Genomic DNA, 22,117 nt, shown 5'->3' with positions numbered 1-22,117 from the left:
GTCCGGGCCATGCACGGCTCCCGGCCCGGCGCACCGCGATGTCGAGATGGTTTTGGGGATTGGAAAACCGCCGATGCTTGACCTTTTGAAGCCCATCATCGGCACGCCCGAAGCCATGCTGTTCCTCACCGTGGCGCTCGGCGTGCTGCTCGGGCGCCAGAAACTTGCCGGCTTCTCCTTCGGCAACGCCGCCGGAACGCTTATTGCCGGAACTTTCCTCGGCGCGGTGTTTGGCGGGGCGGTGCCGGATCTGTCACCAACACTCAAGTCCGTCGCCTTCCTGCTTTTTGTCTTCGCGGTGGGTTTCCAGAGTGGCCCGCAATTCTTCGCCTCGCTCGGACGCTCGACATTGCCGCAGGCCCTGATCGCCGTTGTCGTCGCTGTGGTTGGCCTCTTCACCACCGCGCTTGTGGCCAGACTGTTCGGCCTCGACCAGGGCATCGCCATCGGCGTTGCCGCCGGTGGCCTTACCCAGACTGCGATGCTCGGCACCGCCTACGGTGCTCTGAACGAACTCGGCCTGTCGGCGGACGCGTTGCGCAAGGTGCAAGGCGATGCCGCGGTTGCCTTCGCGCTTACCTATGTTTTCGGCACCATCGGCGTGGTGCTGTTCTGCTCGCAAGTCGGCCCACGCCTCATCGGCGTCAATCTGAAGGATGCAGCGCAGAAACTGGAAGCGGAGCAGGCCAAAGCCCTGACCACCGGCGGCGAACTGCTCGACTTCCGTTCGCTAGTGGCACGTGTCTTCCGTGTCGATGCCGCCGACGGCAAAACAGTCGGCGAACTGGAACGGAAGTTCGGTCCACAGGCAGCGGTACAGCGTGTACGCCGCAACCGCGCGGATCTAATGGTCACGCCGGACCTACTCCTGCAGCGAGGCGATCTCGTCTCTGTCCAAGGCTACCGACCGGCCATCGTCAAGGTCGCCGGCCAGATCGGCAAGGAAGTTGCCGCAGAGGAACTCGTCAACGATCTTCTGGGCGACGGCGCGGAGGTGATCGTTCATCCATCCTTCGCAGGGCTTAGCCTGCACGATGCCGTGGCAAAGCTGGGCGCCGTTGGCCATGGCTTGTTCCTGCGTCGCATCCGCCGCCAATCACACGACATCCCCGTCACGGCGCAAACCATATTGTTGCCGGGCGATACGCTGTCGCTCGCCGGCCCGGCCGACCGGCTTGCCGCCGCGCTGCCGCAAATCGGCACCGTGGCAAACAACAACAACCGTTCAGATGTCGCCTTCCTTGCCGCCGGCCTGCTTGTCGGCGTGCTGATCGGCTTGCTGACGCTGACCGTTGCTGGCTTGCCGATCACGCTTTCCGCCGGTGGCGGTGCGCTCGTCGCGGGCCTGATCTTCGGCTGGTGGCATGCACGCCGGCCCGAGCGCTCCAACGTGCCGGTGGCGGCAACCCAGATCATGTGGGATTTCGGCCTTGCCTCCTTCTGCGCCCTCGTTGGCTTGACGGCCGGGCCGCAAGCCATTTCCGCGATGGGATCGCACGGCGTCACTCTGCTGCTTGCCGGTGTCATCGTCACGCTGGTGCCACAGATCGTCGGCCTGTTCGTTGGTCACTTCGTCCTGAAGATAAACCCGGTGCTGCTGATGGGCGCGCTGGCCGGTGCACAGACGCAGGATGCGGCCATGCTTGCCGCCAGCGATGTCGCGGAAAGCCCAGCGCCCGCGCTCGGCTTCACCGTGCCTTACGCGATCGGCAACATCCTGCTCACCATCCTTGGTCCTGCCGTGGTTGCCTTGACTTGATTAGCACTGACGTTTGCCCTGAGCGGCTCGACAAAAGTGGAAACGCGCACTGTTAGCTCTTGGTTCGGACCGGCGGTTTCAGTGGTCTTGAGGCGAAACTGTTGGATTGGCTGCGGACCGGCAGCTAGAGGAATGGCCGTGCTACGATTTTCCAGCATTTCCGCACACATCCGCGCACTGGCAGTCGCCAGCCTGGCACTGGCGGGCGGTTGTGCCGGAAATCAGCATGATCTGCTTCCTGCCACCGAGACGGCGGCCCCCGCCTCGTCGATCGCACGCGACCACCACATCTACATCGCCACCACGCGCGCCAAAGCGAAAGACCCACGCGAAGTCTATTCAGGCCAGCGATCGCGAAAGGCCGCCTATGCGATGGTCGATGTCAGCGTGCCCGCGATCCACAAACCAGGCCGTATCGAACGCCCGCCCGGCAATGTCGCGGACCCAGCCAAATATTTCACCGCGAAGGAAATTTCCGGCTATCGCGACGACGAGGCTTTTTCCAGGGCGCTCAGTGCCGACATCAAGGCGCATGGAGGTCATGCCCTGGTGTTCATCCACGGTTACAACACCCATTTTGACGACGCGGTCTACCGCATCACCCAGATCGCCCAGGACTCCGGCTACACCGGCGCTCCGGTGCTGTTTACCTGGGCGTCGGCAGGAAAGACCGTGGACTATGTCTACGACACCAACAGCGCCACCGTCGCCCGCGACGCGCTGGAGGAAACGCTCCGCCTCGTCGCCAAATCCGGCGCCAAGCGCATCGACATCGTCGCTCATTCGCTCGGCAATTGGGTGACCATGGAGGCATTGCGCCAGCTCGCCATCACCAAGGACAAGGACCTTAGCGGCAAGCTCGGCGATGTTGTGCTCGCTTCACCCGATCTCGACGTCGATGTCTTCAAGAGCCAGATGGAGCGCTATGGCAAACCAAAGCATCCCTTCATCGTGCTCGCCTCGAAGGACGATCGGGCTCTGGATATTTCGAGCTGGATCGCCGGCGACAAGCCAAGGCTGGGCGACTACCTCAACGCCAAGGACATTGTCAGCTACGGCGTGATCGTCGTCGACCTCTCCAAGGTCAAGCCGGGCGATGAGCTGGGTCACACCACTTTTGCCGACAATGCAAATGTTATCAAACTCTTGGGACAAGGGTTGAACGAAGAAGATGCACGCGCGCTTGGGAGAAATGCCGACGTGACCAGCCGCGTCAACCGCTTCGCGCAAGGGATCGGGCAGTCGCTGTCGTCAGCCGCGGACATCGTTATCACAACCCCGCTCGAAGTGCTGACCCTGGGCGCTGGCGGACGCTAACAGCCCGGCTTGCAGATCATACAGGTCACCGATCCACCATCACGCCTTCGTGACCGAACAACGCAGGGACCGATGGAATAAACGGCCGCCTCCACGGGTCTCCCCAGTATGCGCCACACACGGCGCGATGGGAGATCCACATGAGCCACCATCACGACAATGACGAGCATGGCATAAGCCGGCGCCACGCACTCGAATGCATGATCTGGGCGGGTACAGGCGTGTTATGGACGATTTCAGGCGGCGTTCCCAAATCGCTCAATCTGCTCGGCCAGGCCGAGGCAGCCGAGGCGCTTTCGTCCGGATTCACCTTCCTGCAGATATCGGACAGCCATATCGGCTTCGACAAGGCCGCCAACCCGCACGCCATCGACACGCTGAAAGAGGCGATGGCGAAGATCGCGACGTTGCAGGTGAAGCCAGCCTTCCTGATCCACACCGGTGACATCACGCATCTTTCCAAGCCGGCACAGTTCGACAACGCCGCCCAGATTATCGGTGGCGCGGGCTTTGACGTGCATTACGTGCCCGGCGAGCACGACCTCGTCGATGACGCCAACGGGCAAGCCTATCTCGACCGTTACGGCAAGGGTACCAAGGGCGCCGGCTGGTATTCTTTCGACCAGAACGGCGTGCACTTCGTCGGTCTCGTCAACGTCGTCAATCTGAAGGCAGGAGGACTTGGCAATCTTGGCGCCGAGCAGCTCACCTGGCTGGCCGATGATTTACGCGCATTGAGCAGTTCCACGCCGATCGTGGTCTTCGCCCACATTCCGCTCTGGGCCATCTATCCCGAATGGGGATGGGGCACCGACGACGCGGCCCAAGCGCTGGCACTGCTCAAGCGCTTCGGCTCGGTCACCGTCCTCAACGGCCACATCCACCAGATCATGCAGAAGGTGGAAGGCAATGTGACATTCCATACCGCGCGTTCGACCGCCTTCCCCCAGCCTGCGCCCGGCACCGCCCCCGCGCCCGGACCGATGACGGTCGACGCTGGCAAATTGCGCGGCCTGCTCGGTACCAGCGGCGTTTCGGTGAAGCAGGGTTCCAACGAACTCGCCATCATCGACACCACCCTCGCAGATGTCTGAATTCCAATGGAAAGGAACACACCTTATGCTCCGTTTTCGTCCCCCTGCCCCGCAACTGGCAGCGATCTTCTTCGGCCTCAGCCTGTCCGTTGCGGTGAATGCACCGCTGCATGCCGCGGATGCGCCCGCAATCAAGATCGAGAACTTCGCCTTCACCCCACAGACCCTGACCGTGAAGGCGGGGACAACGGTCACCTTTCGTAACGATGACGACATTCCGCACCAGATCGTGGCAACGGACGGCGGTTTCCGATCCAAGGCGCTTGACACCAGCGACACCTATACCTTCACCTTTTCCAAGGCTGGCGACTTCGCCTATTATTGCGGACTGCACCCCCACATGCAGGGCAAGGTCGTCGTCACGCCCTGAATGCGGTTCTGGACACTGCTACGGAGTGCCGGATGATGCTGTGGAGTTGAGCGGCAAGGCTCCTGCCGGACGGTTTGGCGAGGTGGTTCTGCCCCATCTCGGCGATGCCTTGTCGCTGGCTCGCTGGCTCACCGGCAACGCAACCGACGCGGAAGATGTCGTCCAGGAGGCCTGTCTCAAGGCCCATGCCGGTATTGGCACCTATGCCGGCGGCAACGCCCGGGCCTGGTTGCTGACGATCGTACGCAACACCTCCTATTCGTGGCTTGCACGCAATCGTCCGCGCAATGTCGTCGTGGTCGGCGACATGACCGACCTTGATGAATTGGCGACGGGGTACGGCAACGACGCTCCGTTCGCCAATGGTCCGGAGGCAGCGCTCATCGCCAAGAGCGACCACGCGGCCTTAGAGGCTGCCATCGCGGCACTCCCACATCCGTTTCGCGAGGTGATCGTGTTGCGCGATGTCAACGATCTGGCCTATCGCGAGATCGCGGCGGTGCTTGATCTGCCGCTGGGCACCGTCATGTCGCGCCTCGCGCGGGCACGTGCCGCGCTGATCTCGAAGCTCGGGGGCAAGTCATGATTGACAAGGACGGATTGCCCAGAGATTCTCGGGATTTGCACCTGCTCCTTCACGCGCTTGTCGATGGCGAACTCGACGCAGCGAAGGCCATGACGCTCGAGCGGCGGCTCGCCGAAGACCCAACGCTTGCTGCGGAACATCAGCGCATCGTCGCCCTGCGGCGGGCAGTTCTCGCATTGCCTCGAACGGAAGCCGATCCCGCTTTTGCCGCGCGCATGGCGGCGTTGGCGCAGGAAGGCGAAAAGGCACCCTCGCCAGCCAACAACAACATCTCATGGAAAGCTCGGTGGGACGATTGGCGCGCCCTTGCCGCGTCGGTCGTTGTCACCGCCGGGCTGGCGAGCGGAGCAACCTACTGGATGATGGCGCCCGGCATGCAGGAGGATTTTGCCACGGCGATCGCCAATGACCATCGCCGCAGCCTGCTGGCAGCCGCGCCAGTGGATGTCGTCTCTTCGGATCGCCATACGGTGAAACCGTGGCTGGATGCCAGGATCGGTGTGTCTCCTCCTGCGCCGGATCTGACCAAGGACGGTTTCTCGCTCGTCGGCGGGCGCGTCGAAGTCGTCGGCAATCGGCCGGTGCCTGCACTCGTCTACCGCTATCGCGAACACCTGATCACGCTGGTTGCAATCCCCCGTGAAGGAACCGCCACGCCGATGCCCTCCAAGCCGACAGGTGGAGGCTTCTCAATGCTGCGATGGGACGACGGGGCCTTCTCCTACTGGGCCGTTTCGGATGCGGAACCGAGCGTAATGGAGGATTTCGCGTTCCGTTTCCGCGCCGCCATTGGTCCCTGAGCACTGGTCCCGACAAGCCAACCTTGCGAACTGTTAATTCGACACGCCGGGGCCTTCGTCTTAAAAAACAGGCGAATCGCTGGAGAGTGCGGCCTTGGAACAGCGTGTGGAACTTCCAAAGGAAGCGCAGGCTGCCGAGCAACGTCGATCGGGCAGTTGGCTGGCATGGCTTGTCGTTCTGGCGGTGATCGCGTCCGGCGGCTACTGGTGGTGGCAGCGGTCGCAACCGACGCAGCAACCGGCTCCCAGTTTCAGCCGGCGCTCCGCGCCGCCCGCCGCCGTCGGCACCGCGACGATCTCGACCGGCAATGTCGACGTCACGCTCGACGCCCTGGGCACGGTGACATCGCTCGCCACCGTGACGGTGCGTACCCAGGTCACCGGTCAGCTTGTCCAGATCGCCTTCAAGGAAGGACAGGATGTCAAGAAAGGCGACCTGCTCGCCAAGATCGACTCGCGCTCCTTTGAGGCGTCACTCGGGCAGGCGGTGGGCCAGCTGGCCCGTGACCAGGCCCTCCTGGACAACGCGAAACTGGATCTGACCCGAGCCGAAACGACGGTCAAGACCGGCGCCACCACGCGCCAGGCTTATGACACACAGGCGGCCCTTGTGACGCAGTATCAGGGCACGCTGGCGTCGGACCTGGCAACCGTGCAGGCGGCCAAGGTCAATCTCTCCAACACCAGCATCGTCTCGCCGGTCGACGGCCGTGCAGGCCTGCGCCTGGTGGACGAAGGCAACTACGTAACGCCCGGCGATGCCAACGGCATCGTGGTCATCACGCGGCTGCAGCCGATCAGCGTGCTGTTCACCGTGCCGGAGGACCAGCTCTCGGCAATCCGCCGGCGTCTCGGCCAGGGCGCCACGCTGCCCGTCACCGCGTTCGACCGCACCGGCAATGCCAAACTGGGCGACGGGCAACTGGAAACCTTCGACAGCGCGATCGACCCGACGACCGGCACGATCAAGTTGCGCGCGACCTTCGCGAACGAGGACCACGCCCTCTTCCCCAACCAATTCGTCAACATCCGGCTTCTCGTCGACACCCATGCCGACGCCATCATCGCGCCGACCGCCGCTGTCCAGCGCGGCGCGCCGGGCACCTTCGTCTATGTGGTGAACGCCGACAGCACGGTTTCCGTGCGCACCGTGACGCTTGGCACCATGAATGGCGAGAAAACCCAGATACTCTCCGGCTTGAAGGCCAGCGAGACGGTGGTCGTCGATGGCGTCGACAGGTTGCGCGACGGCATGAAGATCAACGCGGCGCAACCGGGCAATGATGCCGCGACGCCACCAGTCGCAGCCACGCCGCCCGCGCCGCAGCAAGGCGACCCGGCCAAGCCGGATGCCTCAGCACACAAGCACGGCGACGGCAAACACCGGCGCAACCAGACCGGCCAATCGCCATGAATCCGTCCCGCCCGTTTATCCTGCGGCCGGTCGCGACATCGCTGCTGATGGTCGCGATCATGCTGTCGGGCATTCTGGCGTTTCGTTTCCTGCCGATTTCCGCCCTGCCCCAGGTCGATTACCCGACCATCCAGGTCCAGACCTTCTATCCCGGCGCCAGCCCGGACGTGATGACCTCTTCCATCACTGCACCGCTTGAGGTGCAGCTTGGCCAGATCCCCAATCTGGAGCAGATGAATTCGATCAGCTCGGCCGGTTCCTCGGTGATCACGCTGCAGTTCAGCCTGGCCATTTCGCTCGACGTCGCCGAGCAGGAGGTCCAGGCGGCCATCAACGCGGCCGGCAATCTGCTGCCAGCCGATCTGCCGGCACCGCCGATCTATGCCAAGGTCAACCCCGCCGACGCGCCGGTGCTGACGCTCGGCCTCACCTCGACGAACATGGCGCTGCGCGACGTGCAGGCGCTCGCCGACACGCGTCTGGCGCAGAAAATCTCGCAGCTTCCCGGCGTCGGCCTGGTTTCGTTGTCGGGTGGGCAGCGACCGGCCGTGCGTGTCCAGGCCGATCTGCGCAAGCTCGCCGCCTACGGGCTCAACATGGACGATTTGCGCACCACGCTGGCCAGCGCGAACGTCAACCAGCCCAAGGGCAATTTCGACGGCCCTTCGCGCGCCTACACCGTCAACGCCAACGACCAGCTGCAGAGCGCCGATCAGTACAGGTCGCTGATCGTGGCCTACAAGAACGGCGCGCCCGTAAGGTTGAGCGATGTCGGCGCCGTGGTGGACGCCACCGAGAACAACAAGCTCGCCGCCTGGATGAACACCACGCCGGCGATCATCGTCAACGTGCAGCGCCAGCCCGGTGCCAACGTCATCGACGTGGTTGACCGCATCAAGGCGCTGCTGCCACAGCTACAAGCCTCGCTGCCGCATTCCGTCGACGTCGCTGTGCTCACCGACCGCACCACGACCATCCGCGCCTCGGTGCACGATGTCGAATACGAGCTGTCGCTGGCCATCGTCCTGGTCGTGCTGGTCATCTTCGTTTTCCTGCGCAGCGCCCGCGCCACGCTGATCCCCAGCCTGTCGGTACCGCTCTCCCTCGTAGGCACGCTGGGCGTCATGTACATGTTCGGCTACAGCCTCGACAATCTGTCGCTGATGGCACTGACAGTGGCGACCGGCTTCGTCGTTGATGATGCCATCGTGGTGATTGAGAACATCTCGCGCTACATCGAGGAAGGCGACACACCGCTGCAAGCGGCGCTTAAGGGCTCCGAGCAGATCGGCTTCACCATCATCTCGCTGACCGTTTCGCTGATCGCGGTGCTGATCCCACTGCTGTTCATGAGCGACGTCGTCGGGCGGCTGTTCCGCGAATTCGCCGTCACCCTCGCCACCACCATCCTGATATCGGCGGTGGTCTCGCTGACGCTCGTGCCCATGGCCTGCGCCAGGCTGCTGCAACCGATCTCTGAGGTGCGCGAAAACGCCTTCCAGCGCGCCAGCCACGATTTCTTCGAATGGGTGATCCGCGGCTATGGTCGCATGTTGAACTGGGTGCTCGACCGGCAGGCAGTGACGCTCGCGGTCACCTTTGCCACGCTGGTGGCCACCGCGATCCTCTATGTCGAAATCCCGAAGGGCTTCTTTCCGGTTCAGGATACCGGCGTGATCCAGGCCGTCACCGAGGCGCGGCAATCGACATCCTATGCAGCGATGGCGGACCAGCAACAGCGGCTTGCCGCAGTCATCCTGCAAGACAAGGACGTGGAAAGCCTGTCCTCCTTCATCGGCGTCGACGGCACCAACACGACGCTGAATGTCGGCCGCATGCTGATCAATCTGAAATCGCACGAGCAGCGCACCGCTGACATCTCGACCGTCATCGCCCGGTTGAAAAAGGAAGCCGCCGCCCTGCCCGGCATCACCCTCTACATGCAGCCGGTGCAGGATCTGACGATCGACGGCACCGTCAGCCGCACGCAGTATCAATTCGTGCTCCAGGATGCGAGCGCCGGCGAGCTGGCCGAATGGACGCCGAAGCTGATCGACAAACTAAACACCTTGCCGCAACTGGCTGACGTTGCGAGCGATCTTTCTAATCGTGGTCTCGCCGTCTTCGTCGATATCGATCGCGACCAGGCTGCCCGCTTCGGCGTCACGCCGGCCACGGTCGACAACGCGCTCTACGATGCTTTCGGCCAGCGCATCGTCTCGACCATCTTCACCGCCTCCAACCAGTACCGAGTCATCCTCGAGGCCGATCCCGAACTGCAGCAGTCCCTCAAATCGCTTTCGTCGATCTACGTGCCGACATCGACCGGCGGTGGCCCGATATCGCTGTCGGTCTTCGCCAAGATGCGGGTCGACACGGTGCCGCTCCAGATCACACATATGGGCCAGTTCCCGGCGACGACCGTTTCATTCAATCTTGCGCCGGGCGCTTCGCTCGGCGGCGCGGTGGCCGCAATCCAGCAGGCGCAGGCCGAAATCGGCATGCCGGCGTCCGTGACCGCCTCTTTCCAGGGCACGGCCAGTGCCTTCCAGGCCTCGCTTGGCAATGAGCTGTTCCTGATCCTGGCGGCGGTGGTGACGGTCTATATCGTGCTCGGCGTTCTCTATGAGAGTTTCATCCACCCGATCACCATTCTCTCGACGTTGCCATCCGCAGGCATCGGCGCACTGCTTGCGCTGATGATCGCCGGCGAAGACCTGACCATCATTGCGCTGATCGGCATCATCCTGCTGATTGGTATCGTCAAGAAGAACGCGATCATGATGATCGACTTCGCGCTCGACGCACAACGCAACGAAGGCAAGTCGCCGCGCGATGCCATCTTCCAGGCGTGTCTCCTGCGCTTCCGGCCGATCCTGATGACCACGGTCGCCGCCGTCCTTGGCGCACTGCCGCTGATGCTCGGCACCGGTGTCGGTTCAGAACTGCGCCATCCGCTCGGCGTCAGCATCGTCGGCGGCTTGCTGTTCAGCCAGGTGCTGACTCTGTTCACGACGCCGGTCATCTACCTGTGGTTCGACCGGCTGGCGACCCGCCTGCGTGGCGCCGGCCCGGAAATAGCCCGGGGACGTGGCGCGGACTTCGCGCCATGAACCTGTCAGTCCCGTTCATCCGGCGTCCGGTGGCGACCATGCTGCTCACTATCGGCCTGTTCGCGACGGGACTGGTGGCTTTTCCATTGTTGCCGGTCTCGCCACTGCCGCAGGTCGACTATCCCGTCATTTCCGTGCGCGCCTCCATGCCTGGCGCCAGTCCGCAGGTGATGGCCAACACGGTGGCGAGCCCGCTCGAACGGCATCTCGGCGAAATCGCCGACGTCAATGAAATGACCTCGTCCAGTAGTGTCGGCTCGACGCGGGTGACGCTGCAATTCGGTCTCGATCGTGACATCGACGGTGCCGCGCGTGACGTGCAGGCCGCCATCAACGCAGCTCGGGCGGACCTGCCAGCCAGCCTTCGCTCCAACCCGACCTACAGGAAGGTCAACCCGGCGGACGCGCCGATCTTGGTCCTGGCGCTGACCTCCGACACGCTGACGCGCGGCCAGATCTACGACACCGCAAGCACCGTTCTGGCGCAGAAACTTTCGCAGGTCGAAGGCATCGGCGAGGTCGACGTCGCGGGCAGTTCTTTGCCAGCAGTGCGTGTCGAACTAACGCCGCAGACCCTCTATCATTACGGCATCGGGCTGGAAGACGTGCGCGCAGCATTGAGCTCAGCCAACGCGCATGCGCCGAAAGGAGCCATCGACGTCGGGCCGGAGCGGTATCAGATCTATGCCAACGATCAGAGCCTGCGTGCGGAAGACTATCGTCCCCTCATCGTCGCCTACCGCAACGGCGCCCCGGTCAGGCTGACCGATGTCGGCGAGGTCGTCGATTCCGTCGAGAATATCCGCAATTCCGGCCTGGCCAATGGCAAGCCGGCCGTTCTCATCGTCATGACCAGGTCGCCGAACGCCAACATCATCGATACCGTCGACCGGGTGAAGGATCTGATCCCGACGCTGAAGGCGTCGATCTCGCCGGCGATCGATCTTTCGGTCGCCGTCGACCGATCCAACACGATCCGCGCCTCGCTGAAGGAGGTCGAGCTCACATTGATGATCGCGCTCGGCCTGGTCATCCTGGTCGTCTTCGCCTTCTTGCGCGACGTACGCGCCACGCTGATACCGGTCGTGGCGGTCCCGGTCTCGCTGGTCGGCACGCTGGGCGTCATGTATCTGCTTGGCTTCAGTCTCGACAATTTGTCGCTGATGGCGCTGACGGTGGCGACCGGCTTTGTCGTCGACGATGCGGTCGTCGTCCTTGAAAACGTCGCACGGCACCGCTCCGCAGGCCTGTCTCCCGTCCAGGCGGCGATCAAGGGTACGCAGGAGGTCGGCTTCACCGTCCTGTCGATGAGCGTTTCGCTAATTGCCGTCTTCATCCCGATCCTGTTGATGGGCGGCATCATCGGGCGGCTGTTTCGCGAATTCGCGGTCACCCTTTCGGCGGCGATCTTGATTTCGCTGGTCGTCTCGCTGACCACCACGGCCATGATGTGCTCGGTGCTGTTGCGCAAGGAAGAACGCGGTCCGCACGGGCGCCTCTACCGGGCAAGCGAAGCCGCCTTCGAGGCCATGTTCAACTTCTATCGCAGCACGCTGTCGTGGACGCTCGGGCATCCGCGGCTGATCATGCTGCTGCTTCTGGCCACGCTCTGCCTCAACGGTTACCTCTATGTCATTATCCCGAAAGGCTTTTTCCCCCAGCAGGATACGGGGTTGCTGGTCGGTTCTGTCCAAGCCGATCAGTCTATTTCGTTCCAGTCGATGTCTGACAAGGTCAACCGTTTCGCCGAGATCGTGAAGAACGATCCGGCGGTCGCCAGCGCGGTCGCCTTCACAGGCGGAGGCCAGACCAATTCGGGCGCCATGTATGTGGCGCTGAAGCCGCAGGCCGAACGCAACGTTTCGGCTGACGCGGTCATCGCGCGTTTGAGGACGCAACTCGCCGTCGTACCCGGCGCCACGCTCTTCCTGCAGTCGGTGCAGGACATTCGCGCTGGCGGGCGCCAGTCCAATGCCCAATTCCAATACACGTTGCAGGGCGACGACGCCGATGAAATCCGCGATTGGGCGCAGAAGCTGACGATAGCCCTGCAAACCGAACCCAAGCTCACCGACGTCAACAGCGACCAGCAGAACAAGGGGCTGGACATCGACCTCACCATAGACCGGGATACGGCGGCGCGGCTGGGTATCACCGTCAGCCAGATCGACAGCACGCTTTACGATGCTTTCGGCCAGCGCCAGGTCTCGACCATCTATGTGGCCCGCAACCAGTATCACGTCATCATGGAGGTGGCGCCGGAATACTGGCAGCACCCCGACACGCTCAAGCAGGTCTATATCAGCAAGTCGGGCGGTTCGGTCAGCGGCTCGCAAAAGACCAACGCGGTGGCTGGAACCTTCGTATCGGGTCAGAAGAGCGCCGCGTCGGCGCAGGTTTCCGATGCCGCGGTCAATCAGGCCAACAATTCCATTGGCGCTGTCGGCAAGACGGCGAGTTCGACCGGGGCCGCCGTCAGCACGGCGCGGGAAACCATGGTGCCGCTATCGGCCGTTGCCAGCTATGCCCCAGGCAACACGCCGCTGTCGGTGAACCACCAGGGATTGTTCGTCGCCACCACCATTTCCTTCAACCTGGCGCCGGGCGTCGCGCTGGGCGAAGCGATTGCCGCGATCAACGCGGCCCAGGACCGTATCGGCATGCCGGTAACCATCCACGGTGGATTCCAGGGTACCGCCAACGTCTTCCAGCAATCGCTTGCGAACGAACCGATGCTGATCCTGGCAGCACTGCTAGCGGTCTATGTGGTGCTGGGCATGCTCTATGAGAGCTATGTCCACCCGCTCACCATCCTGTCGACCTTGCCGTCGGCGGGTGTCGGCGCGCTGCTGGCGCTTGGCGCCTTCGGCATCGAGTTCTCGATCATGGCGATGATCGGCGTGATCCTCCTGATCGGCATCGTCAAGAAGAACGCCATCATGATGATCGACTTCGCGCTGGACGCCGAGCGCAAGCAGGGCATGTCGGCGCGCGACGCCATCTCCCAGGCGTGCCTTCTGCGTTTCCGGCCCATCATGATGACCACCATGGCAGCCCTGCTCGGCGCGGTCCCCCTTGCCATCGGCCTTGGCGAAGGCAGCGAGCTCAGACAGCCGCTCGGCGTTGCGATCGTCGGCGGCTTGATCCTCAGCCAAATGCTCACCCTTTATACGACGCCGGTCATCTACATTTATCTCGATCGGTTCCGCTTGTGGGCGCTTGGCTCGCGCCGAAAGCGCGGGGCCGCGCCAATTCCGAGCTGATCTCAGGCAGCGAGAAGATGTGTCGAGCAGGTCGAACCCATCAGGCGTTCGCTGCCTCCACCAGCCAGTCATGGAAAGCCACCATTGCCGGCGTTTCGGCGCGCGACTGCAGGCGAGTCAGCCAATAACTCCCCATGGTCACGGCAACGGAGAAGGGCTGCCGAATGGCGTCGGCCAAGAGGTGGCGGGAAAACATCAGCGGCGGCGCCAAGGCAATGCCGGCACCCTGGAAGGCCGCTTCCATCATGGCGAGCGAGGAATCGAAGACGATGCTCTTCGGCACCGGCATGTTAGCCGGCGCGCCGGCCGCGGCCAGCCATTGCGGCCACTCGTCGGCGCGGTAGGAACGCAGCAGCGTGTGCCTGGAAACGTCGGCCGGCGTGTGGAGCTGCTCCGCGATGCTGGGAACGCATAGCGCCGAAAGTGGTGCCTCCAGCAGTCGGACCGCCTCGACACCATGCCATGCCCCTGCCCCGAAGCGGATCGCGTAGTCCAGCCCCTCGGCGGCGATGTCGACACGGTTGTTGTTCGTGGAAAGACGCAGATCGATGAAAGGATGCCGCGCCTGGAAATCGGCGAGGCGCGGCAACAGCCAGCCGACCGCCAACGTCGCCACCGCACCGACGCGCAACACCTCGCGATAGTGGCCACCCTCGAAACGTTCCAGCGTTCCGGCGATGCGGTCGAACGCCTCGCGCAGCGCCGGCAGCAACGTTTCGCCTTCCGGCGTCAGCATCAGGCCGCGAGGCAGCCGGTTGAACAGGATGACGTTCAATTGGCCTTCGAGGCTCTTTACGTGATGGCTGACGGCGGCCTGCGTCACGCACAGCTCGATCGCCGCCTTGGTGAAGCTAAGGTGCCGCGCCGAAGCTTCGAATGCCCGCAGCGCGTTGAGGGGAAGATGAGGTCGAACCACGGAACACCCAAATTATTCTAATGGCTGGCGCTAGATATCGTCGTTTGTTCGATGCGTACAGGCCACCTATACCAGCTTCACCCGATCGGCTTCCCTGCTTCAAATTACAGCCCGGATTTCGATATGCGGGTCTTTGGACATACAAAAGCGATCAACGACCGCAGCCCTCCCAGGCGCCGCGGATCGCACAACCACGAGGATGCTGTAGCTGCCATGAGAAATATTACCTTTTCGAGGCTTGGGTCTGTTGCTTTTGCCTGGCTCGCGCTCGGCGCGAATGCGCAGGCGGCGGAAAGCGAACAAGGTCAACTCGGCCGCATCGTCGCCAAGGCGATCGAACCGGTCATGAAGGAAAACGACGTTCTCGGCATGGCCGTTGCCGTTACCATCAAGGGCAAGCGCTACTTCTTCAACTACGGCGTGGCATCGAAGGAAAGCGGCCAGAAGGTCACTGAAAACACCATTTTCGAGATCGGTTCGATCAGCAAGACCTTCACCGCCACGCTTGCCGCCTATGCGCAGCAAACCGGTACGATGGCTCTATCGGATCCAGCGGTCAAATACATGCCGGCCTTGGCTGGCAGCGCGCTCGAGAAGGTCAGTCTGCTTGATCTCGGCACCTATGCCGCCGGCGGCCTGCCCCTGCAGTTTCCGGACAGCGTGAAGGGTCAGGATGGAATTGTCGCCTTCTTCAAGAGCTGGCGGCCGGACTATGCTGCCGGCACCTACCGCCAGTACTCCAACCCGAGCATCGGCCTCTTCGGAGAATTGGCCGCCAAGAGCATGGGCAAGCCTTTCGCTGATCTGATGGAGCAGAAGCTTTTCCCCGCGTTCGGCCTGACGAGCACCTTCATCAAGGTCCCTGAATCCCGCATGGCCGATTATGCTTTCGGCTATTCGAAGGCCGACAAGCCGATCCGAGTCTCGTCAGGTCCGTTCGGTTCGGAAGCCTATGGCGTCAAGACGACCTCGACGGATATGGCGCGGTATCTGGAACTGAACATGGACAGTTCCAGCCTCGATGCCGCGATGAAAGGCGCGATCGTCGCCACCCACACCGGATATTACAAAGTCGACAACACCACCCAGGGCCTGGGATGGGAGACCTATTCTTATCCGACGACACTCGACGTGCTGCTTGCCGGCAATTCATCGGACATGGCTCTCAAGCCACACAAGGTGGAAAGACTGGTTCCGCCGCAAGAGGCGGGAGATGACGTGCTGATCAACAAGACCGGCTCCACCAACGGCTTTGGTGCCTACGCCGTTTTCGTTCCGGCGGAAAAGATCGGCATCGTCATGCTGGCCAACAAAAGCTATCCCAACCCGATCCGGGTCAAGGCTGCATATCAGATCATCACGGCCATCGAAAAACAGCCGGGTCTGCTGAACGCCCGCTGACGCGTCACCATTTCTGATCCGAAACAGGCAACGGCGGCAAGGCACCAACCTTGTCGCCGTCACGGCGCGGCATATTGGCCACCATTGTCCGTGTCCAACACCATCGACAAGGTGACATGCCGCGGGCGCGTCAGCGCGAAGATCACAGCCTCGACGACATCGCGGTTGGTGCCGCGCCCGCCTTTGGCGCGATGCGCCACCTCCTCCCATTCGGGATCGGTTGGCAAAATATCGTCCAGATAGGGCGGATGGATCGTGATCGAGCGAACTGGCGAGCCGACCAGCATCTGCTTCAATCCTTCGGCAATCGCTGACTGGCCATGCTTGGCGGCATAGAATGGCACCGAGACCGTATGCAACGACGCGTTGAGTAGGCCGCTGATCGACCCGATCGTAACGATGTCGGGGCTTTCCGAACGCTCCAGCCCGGGCAGAAGCGCCTGCGTGAACAGGAACGTGCCGGTAATCGCGGCGTTGACCACGCCTGCGACTTCATCGGCCGTATAGGGCTCTTTCCGCCCCTCCAGCCACATCGCGCCATTGTTGACCAGAACGTCGACTGTCGGGTTGGAAGCTAAAATCGCCCGGCTTGCCTCAGTCACACTGCCTACATCAGCCAGGTCGACGGCAATACAGGTTGGTGCATTTCCAGTGCGTTCCACGATGATCGACGCGATATCGGCCAGCGCTTGTTCGTTGCGACCGCACAAAACGAGACGGGCTTCGAGTTCCGCCAGCGATATGGCAAGAGCCGCACCCAGCCCCCTTCCCGCACCGGTGATAACGACCAGCTTCCCTGCAAACCGTCCCACCAAACGAACCTCCCACAATCATCGAGTGAAGCGGACATAGGCGCCATCGGTATATTTTGCGAGACCTGCCGGGAACGGAATCCGTCCAACGCAGACCGGCCCCGCGAAAGGACACGAATGGACATCCGCCAACCGGCCATACCGAGCAACACCATTCCATCGTGCCGTTCCGAATGCGCATTCGATTGTTACGCAATGTCAGAATTTCAGCATTCCATTTCGCGCATTCGTCCTTAAGTTCACTATCCTTATGGACTTAAGGGAGGAGCGACGATGATCGAGCGTTCGCGCAATTCCGTCATCATCATTGGCGGTGGCGCCAGTGGCGTCATTCTCACAGCACATCTGTTGCGTTCGACCGATCCGGGTTTGCGTGTCACGCTGGTCGAGCGTCGCGACAGTTTCGGCAAGGGCATGGCCTATTCCACCATCTTGCCCGACCATCTCCTGAACGTCGCCGCCACCAATATGAGCGCGTTTCCCGATGATCCTGGCCACTACTGGCGCTGGCTCGTGGAAAACCGGCTCGTCGCGGCCAATGCCGGGCCGGTCTACACGCCACGCGGCATCTATGGGCGTTATCTCGAGCATGTTCTGGCCACTTGCGTCGAACGCGAAAGCGCTACCGGCCGCCTGCGGCTGGTGAAGCAGGAATGCATCGGTGTCGCCACCACGCAGGGCGGCGTCGAGGCACGGCTGGCCGACGGCACCAGCCTGGTCGGTCATGTCGTCGTGCTCGCCACCGGTCACGACGAGGCGCCGGCCACGGACCAGAATTTCGCGCTCCGTGTCGGCTCGGCCGAAGATACGCCACTGGACCCTGACGCCCGGGTGCTTGTGCTCGGAACCGGCCTCAGCATGGCCGACGCGTGGCTCACGCTCCAGCATCGTGGACACAAGGGCGAAGTCGTTGCCGTATCGCGACGCGGGCTGCTGCCCTGGCCGCACCAGAAGGGCAACCCGATCAAGCTCGACAGCGCCGACATCCCACTTGGTACTGAGCTCTCCTATTTCGTGGACTGGTTCCACAAACTGGTGCGCGAGACCGAAAAAGCCGGCGGCAACTGGCGCGACGTCGTCGATGGGCTGAGGCCGTTCAACCAGCGCATCTGGCAGAATTGGCCTGCTACCGCCAAACGCCGCTTTCTCGAACACACCAAGGCCTGGTGGGATATCCACCGCCACCGCATGGCGCCGCAGATCCATGCGAAGGTGAGCGAAGCTGTGCGTTCCGGCCGGTTAAGGCTCCTTGCAGCGCGCGTCCTCGATACGCAGCCGGACGGTGATCATGGACGCAAGGTGCGGCTCTTGCCGCGCCGCTCGCGCGAAACGGAAACACTGCATGTCGGTCGTGTCTATGACTGCACCGGCATCGTGAAGGACGTGTCGACCGGTTCGATTGCCGTCATCCGCTCGCTGACTGATCGCGGCCTGGCACGCCCTGACCCGTTGCGCCTCGGTCTCGACGTCACGCCGGACTGTGCGGTGATCGACGCAAGCGGCTCGGTTTCCGACCGGCTGTTCGCTGTCGGCCCGCTGACGCGCGGCACATTCTTCGAGATCGACGCCGTCCCCGATATCCGCAACCAGACGGCAAGGCTGGCGGGAAGATTGACGCAGCAAAGCGCGCCGGGCTTTCGCTGATTGCAGAAACGGAAGCGGCGCGATCCGTATAGACCGCGCCCCTCCATCTGTTGCCCGAAGCGTCAGAAGCCGTATCTTTGAACCAGATCGAAACGGCCGGCCGCGACGGCTGAGCTTGCGGCCCAAGCTGCGTCCCGCCGTGCCAGCGAGTTCCGCACGAAGGACGCGACATGGCCGAACGCATCGAGATCGGCCGTGGTCTCGATGCCCGCAACCATGAACTCGGATACGCCCGCATCGATGAAGCCAAGCAGCGAAAGTGCTGCCTGCGCCGGCAACCGAGGCAGGTCTGCGAAACCGGCATTGGCGTGTGCATCGTCTGCAACCCAATGAACAGGCAATGCGAAGCGAACCTTGCCTTGCCGACCGTGCCTTGCCGCCGCCGCGCGGACCCGGCCTGCCAATAGCCGCGCCTCGTCCGGAGAACCGGCTGTCAGTTCAAAGACGTCGGCATGCTTGCCGGCAACGTTCAGCGCTGTTCCGGAAAGCCCACTCATGCGGATCGGCACATGGACGCTCGGAGGCTGCTTGCGCGGCACGAAGCCGCCGGCAACGCTGTAGAACGGCCCCTCATGGTCGATCGGCCTTTCATTCGCCCACAGCCGCTTCAACAGCATCAGATACTCGTCCGTACGCCGCCAGAATGCGATGTGGCTGGGTTGCCACTCAGTGTCTGCGAAGCCTCGAGCAGGTACGCGCAACGAGATGCGGCCGTCGCTCAGTGCTTGCAAGGCAACCACGCGACGCGCGGCCGTCACAGGATCCAGTTCTCCGGCCCCATGCGTGACGACGAGTTGCAGCGATTTGAAGCGAGCCGCAACGGCCTCATCGAGCTCTGCGAGTGGCGCGCCCCGTTCTTCGAGTTGCCAGGACCGGAAGCCCGCATTCCAGGCGAGCGCCGGCGCTACATCGCCGCTCCGGACGCGAGCATCGCCGGTGTTGGACAGTGGTTCAGTGTTATTGGGGGGCACGAAAGTGAACACGACGCTCATCACAACTTCTCCCTTGTTGTGGCTGACAGGCGGGTGATTCAACTCCTACAAAACGCCAGACGCTTGCAGGCTGCCTGGCGAGAGCCTCAGTGCACGAGGCCGAGGACAAAGGCGCCGGCAAAGAGGAAGGATATGGCGAACACCGCATAAGGCGCGAACGCACCTGCAAGAGCCGGCGCTGCTGGGCTGCTATTCTTGCGGGTCTTGCGACCGGCGGTCTGGATTTGGAAATGCGCCACAGCGTCCTCCATTTCCTTTAGTCTATAAACTCAGTAGATTTTGTCGATTGCTATTTTTGACGAAGCGATAGCATGGCTTTCTCAGATGCCTCGACGGCTTCGAACTTTGTTCCGCGAAATTGCCATGCGGCGCGGTTAGGCGCGCTCCAATATCCGCATCGTCCTTTCTGGCCGTTCGCTTTGGCGGCCAATGCAAAAACTCTGGCGATACCCGGGCATTTTTCGTATCACAGCGCCGCGCCCGCCCGGCGGCGCTATACGATGGAACCCGCTCCGATGTTCGAAGACTTGCAGCCCGCGCCGACAGACAAGATCCTGGCCCTGATCGGCCTTTATCGCGCGGACCCGCGCACCGACAAAGTCGATCTCGGCGTCGGCGTCTACAAGGACCGCGCGGGCAAGACCGTGGTGATGCGCGCCGTACGCGCGGCTGAAAAGCGCCTGCTGGAGACGCAGGACACCAAGACCTATCTCGGTCTGGCCGGCGACCTTGCTTTCAACGCCGCAATGGCGGATCTCGTATTCGGTAAGAGCGCCGACGTCACACGCATTCGCTCCGCGCAAGCGCCGGGCGGCTCCGGTGCGCTGCGCCTGGCGGCCGAGCTTCTCAAGCGCACCAGGCCGGATGCCGTGGTGTGGATTTCCAACCCGACCTGGCCGAACCACATCCCCATGATGCGCGGCGCCGGCCTGACTGTCCGGGAATACCCCTATTTCGATGCGGAAAGCGGCACCGTGCGCTTCGACGCCATGCTGGCGGCGTTGAAGGAAGCCAAGAGCGGCGATGCCGTGCTTTTGCACGGGTGCTGCCACAACCCGACCGGCGCCAATCTGACAGCGGCTCAATGGGCCGAAGTGGCGGACCTGCTGGTAGCGCGCGGCCTGCTGCCTTTCGTCGACATCGCTTACCAGGGGTTTGGCGAAGGCCTTGAGGCCGATGCAGCCGGTCTGCGCATCGTCGCGGGCAAGGTGCCGGAAATGCTGGTCGCGGCCAGCTGTTCCAAGAACTTTGCCGTCTATCGCGACCGCGTTGGCGCGGCGATGATCATGGGCAGGACTGGCCCGGAAGCTGACATGGCCCAAGGCCACATGCTGGCCGCAGCCCGCACGCTCTATTCCATGCCGCCGGATCACGGTGCGGCGGCGGTCCGTATCGTCCTCGAAGACAAGGACCTGCGAGCCGATTGGGAAGCCGAGCTTGAGGAAATGCGCCAGCGCATGCTGCGACTGCGCGTCGCCTTCGCCGAGGCGTTGCGCCGCCAGTCCAATTCCGATCGCTTCGACTTCATCGCCGAGCATCGCGGCATGTTCTCGCGCCTCGGCCTGCGCGAAGACCAGGTTGAGCGGCTCCGGGCCGAACACGGCGTCTATATGGTTGGTGACAGCCGCATCAACGTAGCGGGTCTACCTGAGGATGGGCTGGACAAGCTCGCCAAGGCGATCGTTTCAGTGCTCGACTAGGCTGCCGCGACAGTCAGCCAGACTGTGGACAAACGGCCAATGCCACATACCGGCATTGGCCGTTTTGCCGAGCGCGGGCTAGCATCCGGCCATGAAGCCCTCCAAGGACATCTCCCGCCTCATCGAAATCATGGCGGCGCTGCGCGCGCCGGTCACCGGCTGCCCGTGGGATGTCGAGCAGACCTTTTCTACCATCGCGCCTTACACGATCGAGGAAGCCTACGAGGTGGCGGATGCCATCGCCCGCGACGACATGGACAACCTGCGCGAGGAACTCGGCGACCTCCTGCTTCAGGTTGTCTATCACGCGCAAATGGCTGACGAAGAAGGTGAATTTGCTTTCGGCGATGTGGTCGAAGCCATCACCAGGAAGATGATCCGCCGCCACCCGCACGTCTTCGGCGACCAAGAGGCGCGCGATGCCGGCATGGCCAAGGGCATGTGGGAAAAGATCAAGGCCGAGGAGAAGGCGGAGCGTCGCGCCGCCCGACTGGAGCGCGGGCAGGACCCCGAGGATCATGGCAACGGGTTCCTGGATTCCGTGCCGGTCGCCCTGCCCGCTCTCACCCGGGCGTTGAAGCTGCAGGAGAAAGCGGCCCGTGTCGGTTTCGATTGGAGCGAGGCCGCTCCGATCCTCGACAAGATCGAGGAAGAGGTCGCCGAACTGCGCGAAGCACTTGCCAAGGGCGACACCGCCTCGATCAAGGACGAATTCGGCGACATGCTGTTCGCCGTCGTCAATCTCGGCCGTCATCTCAAGGTCGATTCGGAGGCCGCGCTCGCCGGCACCAACGATAAATTCCGCAAACGCTTTCACTATGTGGAACGGACGCTGGACCAGTCAGGCGGCAGCCTGGAGCAGGCGACATTGGATGAAATGGAAGCGCTCTGGCAGAAAGCCAAGAGCGAGCCCTAAACGACGACTAATCCTGGCGA

The 22,117-nt window shown here is 62.8% G+C and carries 17 protein-coding genes; 13 read left to right on the top strand and 4 right to left on the bottom strand.

Going from position 1 to position 22,117, the window contains the following annotated elements; translation table 11 throughout:
- Positions 1 to 73 precede the first annotated feature (73 nt).
- The 9 genes from aspT to FZF13_RS23330 all read left to right on the top strand — a co-directional run bounded on the left by aspT (position 74) and on the right by FZF13_RS23330 (position 13,716).
- Positions 74 to 1,759: an aspartate-alanine antiporter gene (gene aspT, locus FZF13_RS23370; protein ID WP_024924029.1), complete on the top strand. Its 1,686-nt coding sequence runs from the start codon at positions 74 to 76 to the stop codon at positions 1,757 to 1,759.
- Between the two features lie 132 nt (positions 1,760 to 1,891).
- Positions 1,892 to 3,076, top strand: a complete 1,185-nt coding sequence (locus FZF13_RS23365) for an alpha/beta hydrolase (RefSeq protein WP_051504898.1) — start codon at positions 1,892 to 1,894, stop codon at positions 3,074 to 3,076.
- A 140-nt stretch (positions 3,077 to 3,216) separates the two neighbouring features.
- Entirely contained in the window at positions 3,217 to 4,170 is a 954-nt protein-coding gene (locus FZF13_RS23360) for a metallophosphoesterase family protein (protein ID WP_024924031.1), read from the top strand.
- A 25-nt stretch (positions 4,171 to 4,195) separates the two neighbouring features.
- Positions 4,196 to 4,540: a cupredoxin domain-containing protein gene (locus FZF13_RS23355; protein ID WP_024924032.1), complete on the top strand. Its 345-nt coding sequence runs from the start codon at positions 4,196 to 4,198 to the stop codon at positions 4,538 to 4,540.
- 25 nt (positions 4,541 to 4,565) lie between these two features.
- Positions 4,566 to 5,126 (top strand): sigma-70 family RNA polymerase sigma factor, encoded by a 561-nt coding sequence (locus FZF13_RS23350; protein WP_373426363.1) that lies wholly within the window; start codon positions 4,566 to 4,568, stop codon positions 5,124 to 5,126.
- Positions 5,127 to 5,161: 35 nt separating this feature from the next.
- Positions 5,162 to 5,926, top strand: coding sequence for an anti-sigma factor family protein (locus tag FZF13_RS23345; protein ID WP_244431306.1), 765 nt, complete (start codon positions 5,162 to 5,164; stop codon positions 5,924 to 5,926).
- Positions 5,927 to 6,020: 94 nt separating this feature from the next.
- Positions 6,021 to 7,340 carry an efflux RND transporter periplasmic adaptor subunit gene (locus tag FZF13_RS23340; protein ID WP_024924035.1) on the top strand — a complete coding sequence of 440 codons (1,320 nt, stop codon included), beginning with the start codon at positions 6,021 to 6,023 and terminating at the stop codon, positions 7,338 to 7,340.
- A complete protein-coding gene (locus FZF13_RS23335) occupies positions 7,337 to 10,453 on the top strand; it encodes an MdtB/MuxB family multidrug efflux RND transporter permease subunit (protein WP_024924036.1) in 3,117 nt (1,038 codons plus the stop codon). Before FZF13_RS23340 ends, FZF13_RS23335 begins: the two co-directional genes overlap by 4 nt.
- Entirely contained in the window at positions 10,450 to 13,716 is a 3,267-nt protein-coding gene (locus FZF13_RS23330; RefSeq protein ID WP_024924037.1) for an efflux RND transporter permease subunit, read from the top strand. Before FZF13_RS23335 ends, FZF13_RS23330 begins: the two co-directional genes overlap by 4 nt.
- A gap of 40 nt (positions 13,717 to 13,756) precedes the next feature.
- On the opposite strand, the gene FZF13_RS23325 is transcribed toward FZF13_RS23330, so the two are convergent.
- Positions 13,757 to 14,632, bottom strand: a complete 876-nt coding sequence (locus FZF13_RS23325; protein ID WP_024924038.1) for a LysR family transcriptional regulator — start codon at positions 14,630 to 14,632, stop codon at positions 13,757 to 13,759.
- A gap of 213 nt (positions 14,633 to 14,845) precedes the next feature.
- Here FZF13_RS23325 and ampC point away from each other — a divergent pair, with 213 nt between their 5' ends.
- On the top strand, positions 14,846 to 16,033 hold the full coding sequence (gene ampC, locus FZF13_RS23320; protein ID WP_024924039.1) for a class C beta-lactamase: 1,188 nt from the start codon (positions 14,846 to 14,848) through the stop codon (positions 16,031 to 16,033).
- 59 nt (positions 16,034 to 16,092) lie between these two features.
- On the opposite strand, the gene FZF13_RS23315 is transcribed toward ampC, so the two are convergent.
- The gene (locus FZF13_RS23315; protein ID WP_024924040.1) at positions 16,093 to 16,845 is read right to left on the bottom strand and encodes an SDR family oxidoreductase; all 753 of its coding nucleotides are present in this window, start codon (positions 16,843 to 16,845) and stop codon (positions 16,093 to 16,095) included.
- A 273-nt stretch (positions 16,846 to 17,118) separates the two neighbouring features.
- On the opposite strand from FZF13_RS23315, the gene FZF13_RS23310 reads away from it, so the two are divergent.
- Positions 17,119 to 18,489 (top strand): FAD/NAD(P)-binding protein, encoded by a 1,371-nt coding sequence (locus tag FZF13_RS23310; protein ID WP_024924041.1) that lies wholly within the window; start codon positions 17,119 to 17,121, stop codon positions 18,487 to 18,489.
- Between the two features lie 62 nt (positions 18,490 to 18,551).
- Here FZF13_RS23310 and FZF13_RS23305 read toward each other — a convergent pair whose 3' ends face one another.
- Together FZF13_RS23305 and FZF13_RS29050 are read right to left on the bottom strand one after the other, a co-directional pair.
- On the bottom strand, positions 18,552 to 19,481 hold the full coding sequence (locus FZF13_RS23305) for an LLM class flavin-dependent oxidoreductase (protein WP_024924042.1): 930 nt from the start codon (positions 19,479 to 19,481) through the stop codon (positions 18,552 to 18,554).
- A gap of 86 nt (positions 19,482 to 19,567) precedes the next feature.
- Complete coding sequence (locus tag FZF13_RS29050) at positions 19,568 to 19,720, bottom strand: hypothetical protein (protein WP_161773096.1); 153 nt, start codon at positions 19,718 to 19,720, stop codon at positions 19,568 to 19,570.
- A gap of 276 nt (positions 19,721 to 19,996) precedes the next feature.
- On the opposite strand from FZF13_RS29050, the gene FZF13_RS23300 reads away from it, so the two are divergent.
- Both FZF13_RS23300 and mazG read left to right on the top strand, forming a co-directional pair.
- Positions 19,997 to 21,181 (top strand): amino acid aminotransferase, encoded by a 1,185-nt coding sequence (locus FZF13_RS23300; protein WP_024924043.1) that lies wholly within the window; start codon positions 19,997 to 19,999, stop codon positions 21,179 to 21,181.
- Between the two features lie 91 nt (positions 21,182 to 21,272).
- Positions 21,273 to 22,097: a nucleoside triphosphate pyrophosphohydrolase gene (gene mazG / locus FZF13_RS23295; protein WP_024924044.1), complete on the top strand. Its 825-nt coding sequence runs from the start codon at positions 21,273 to 21,275 to the stop codon at positions 22,095 to 22,097.
- The last annotated feature ends 20 nt before the right edge of the window (positions 22,098 to 22,117 follow it).

It is taken from the genome of Mesorhizobium terrae (assembly GCF_008727715.1).
GTDB classification, from domain to species: Bacteria; Pseudomonadota; Alphaproteobacteria; order Rhizobiales; family Rhizobiaceae; genus Mesorhizobium; species Mesorhizobium terrae.
This window is presented reverse-complemented; position numbering and strand designations above follow the sequence as displayed.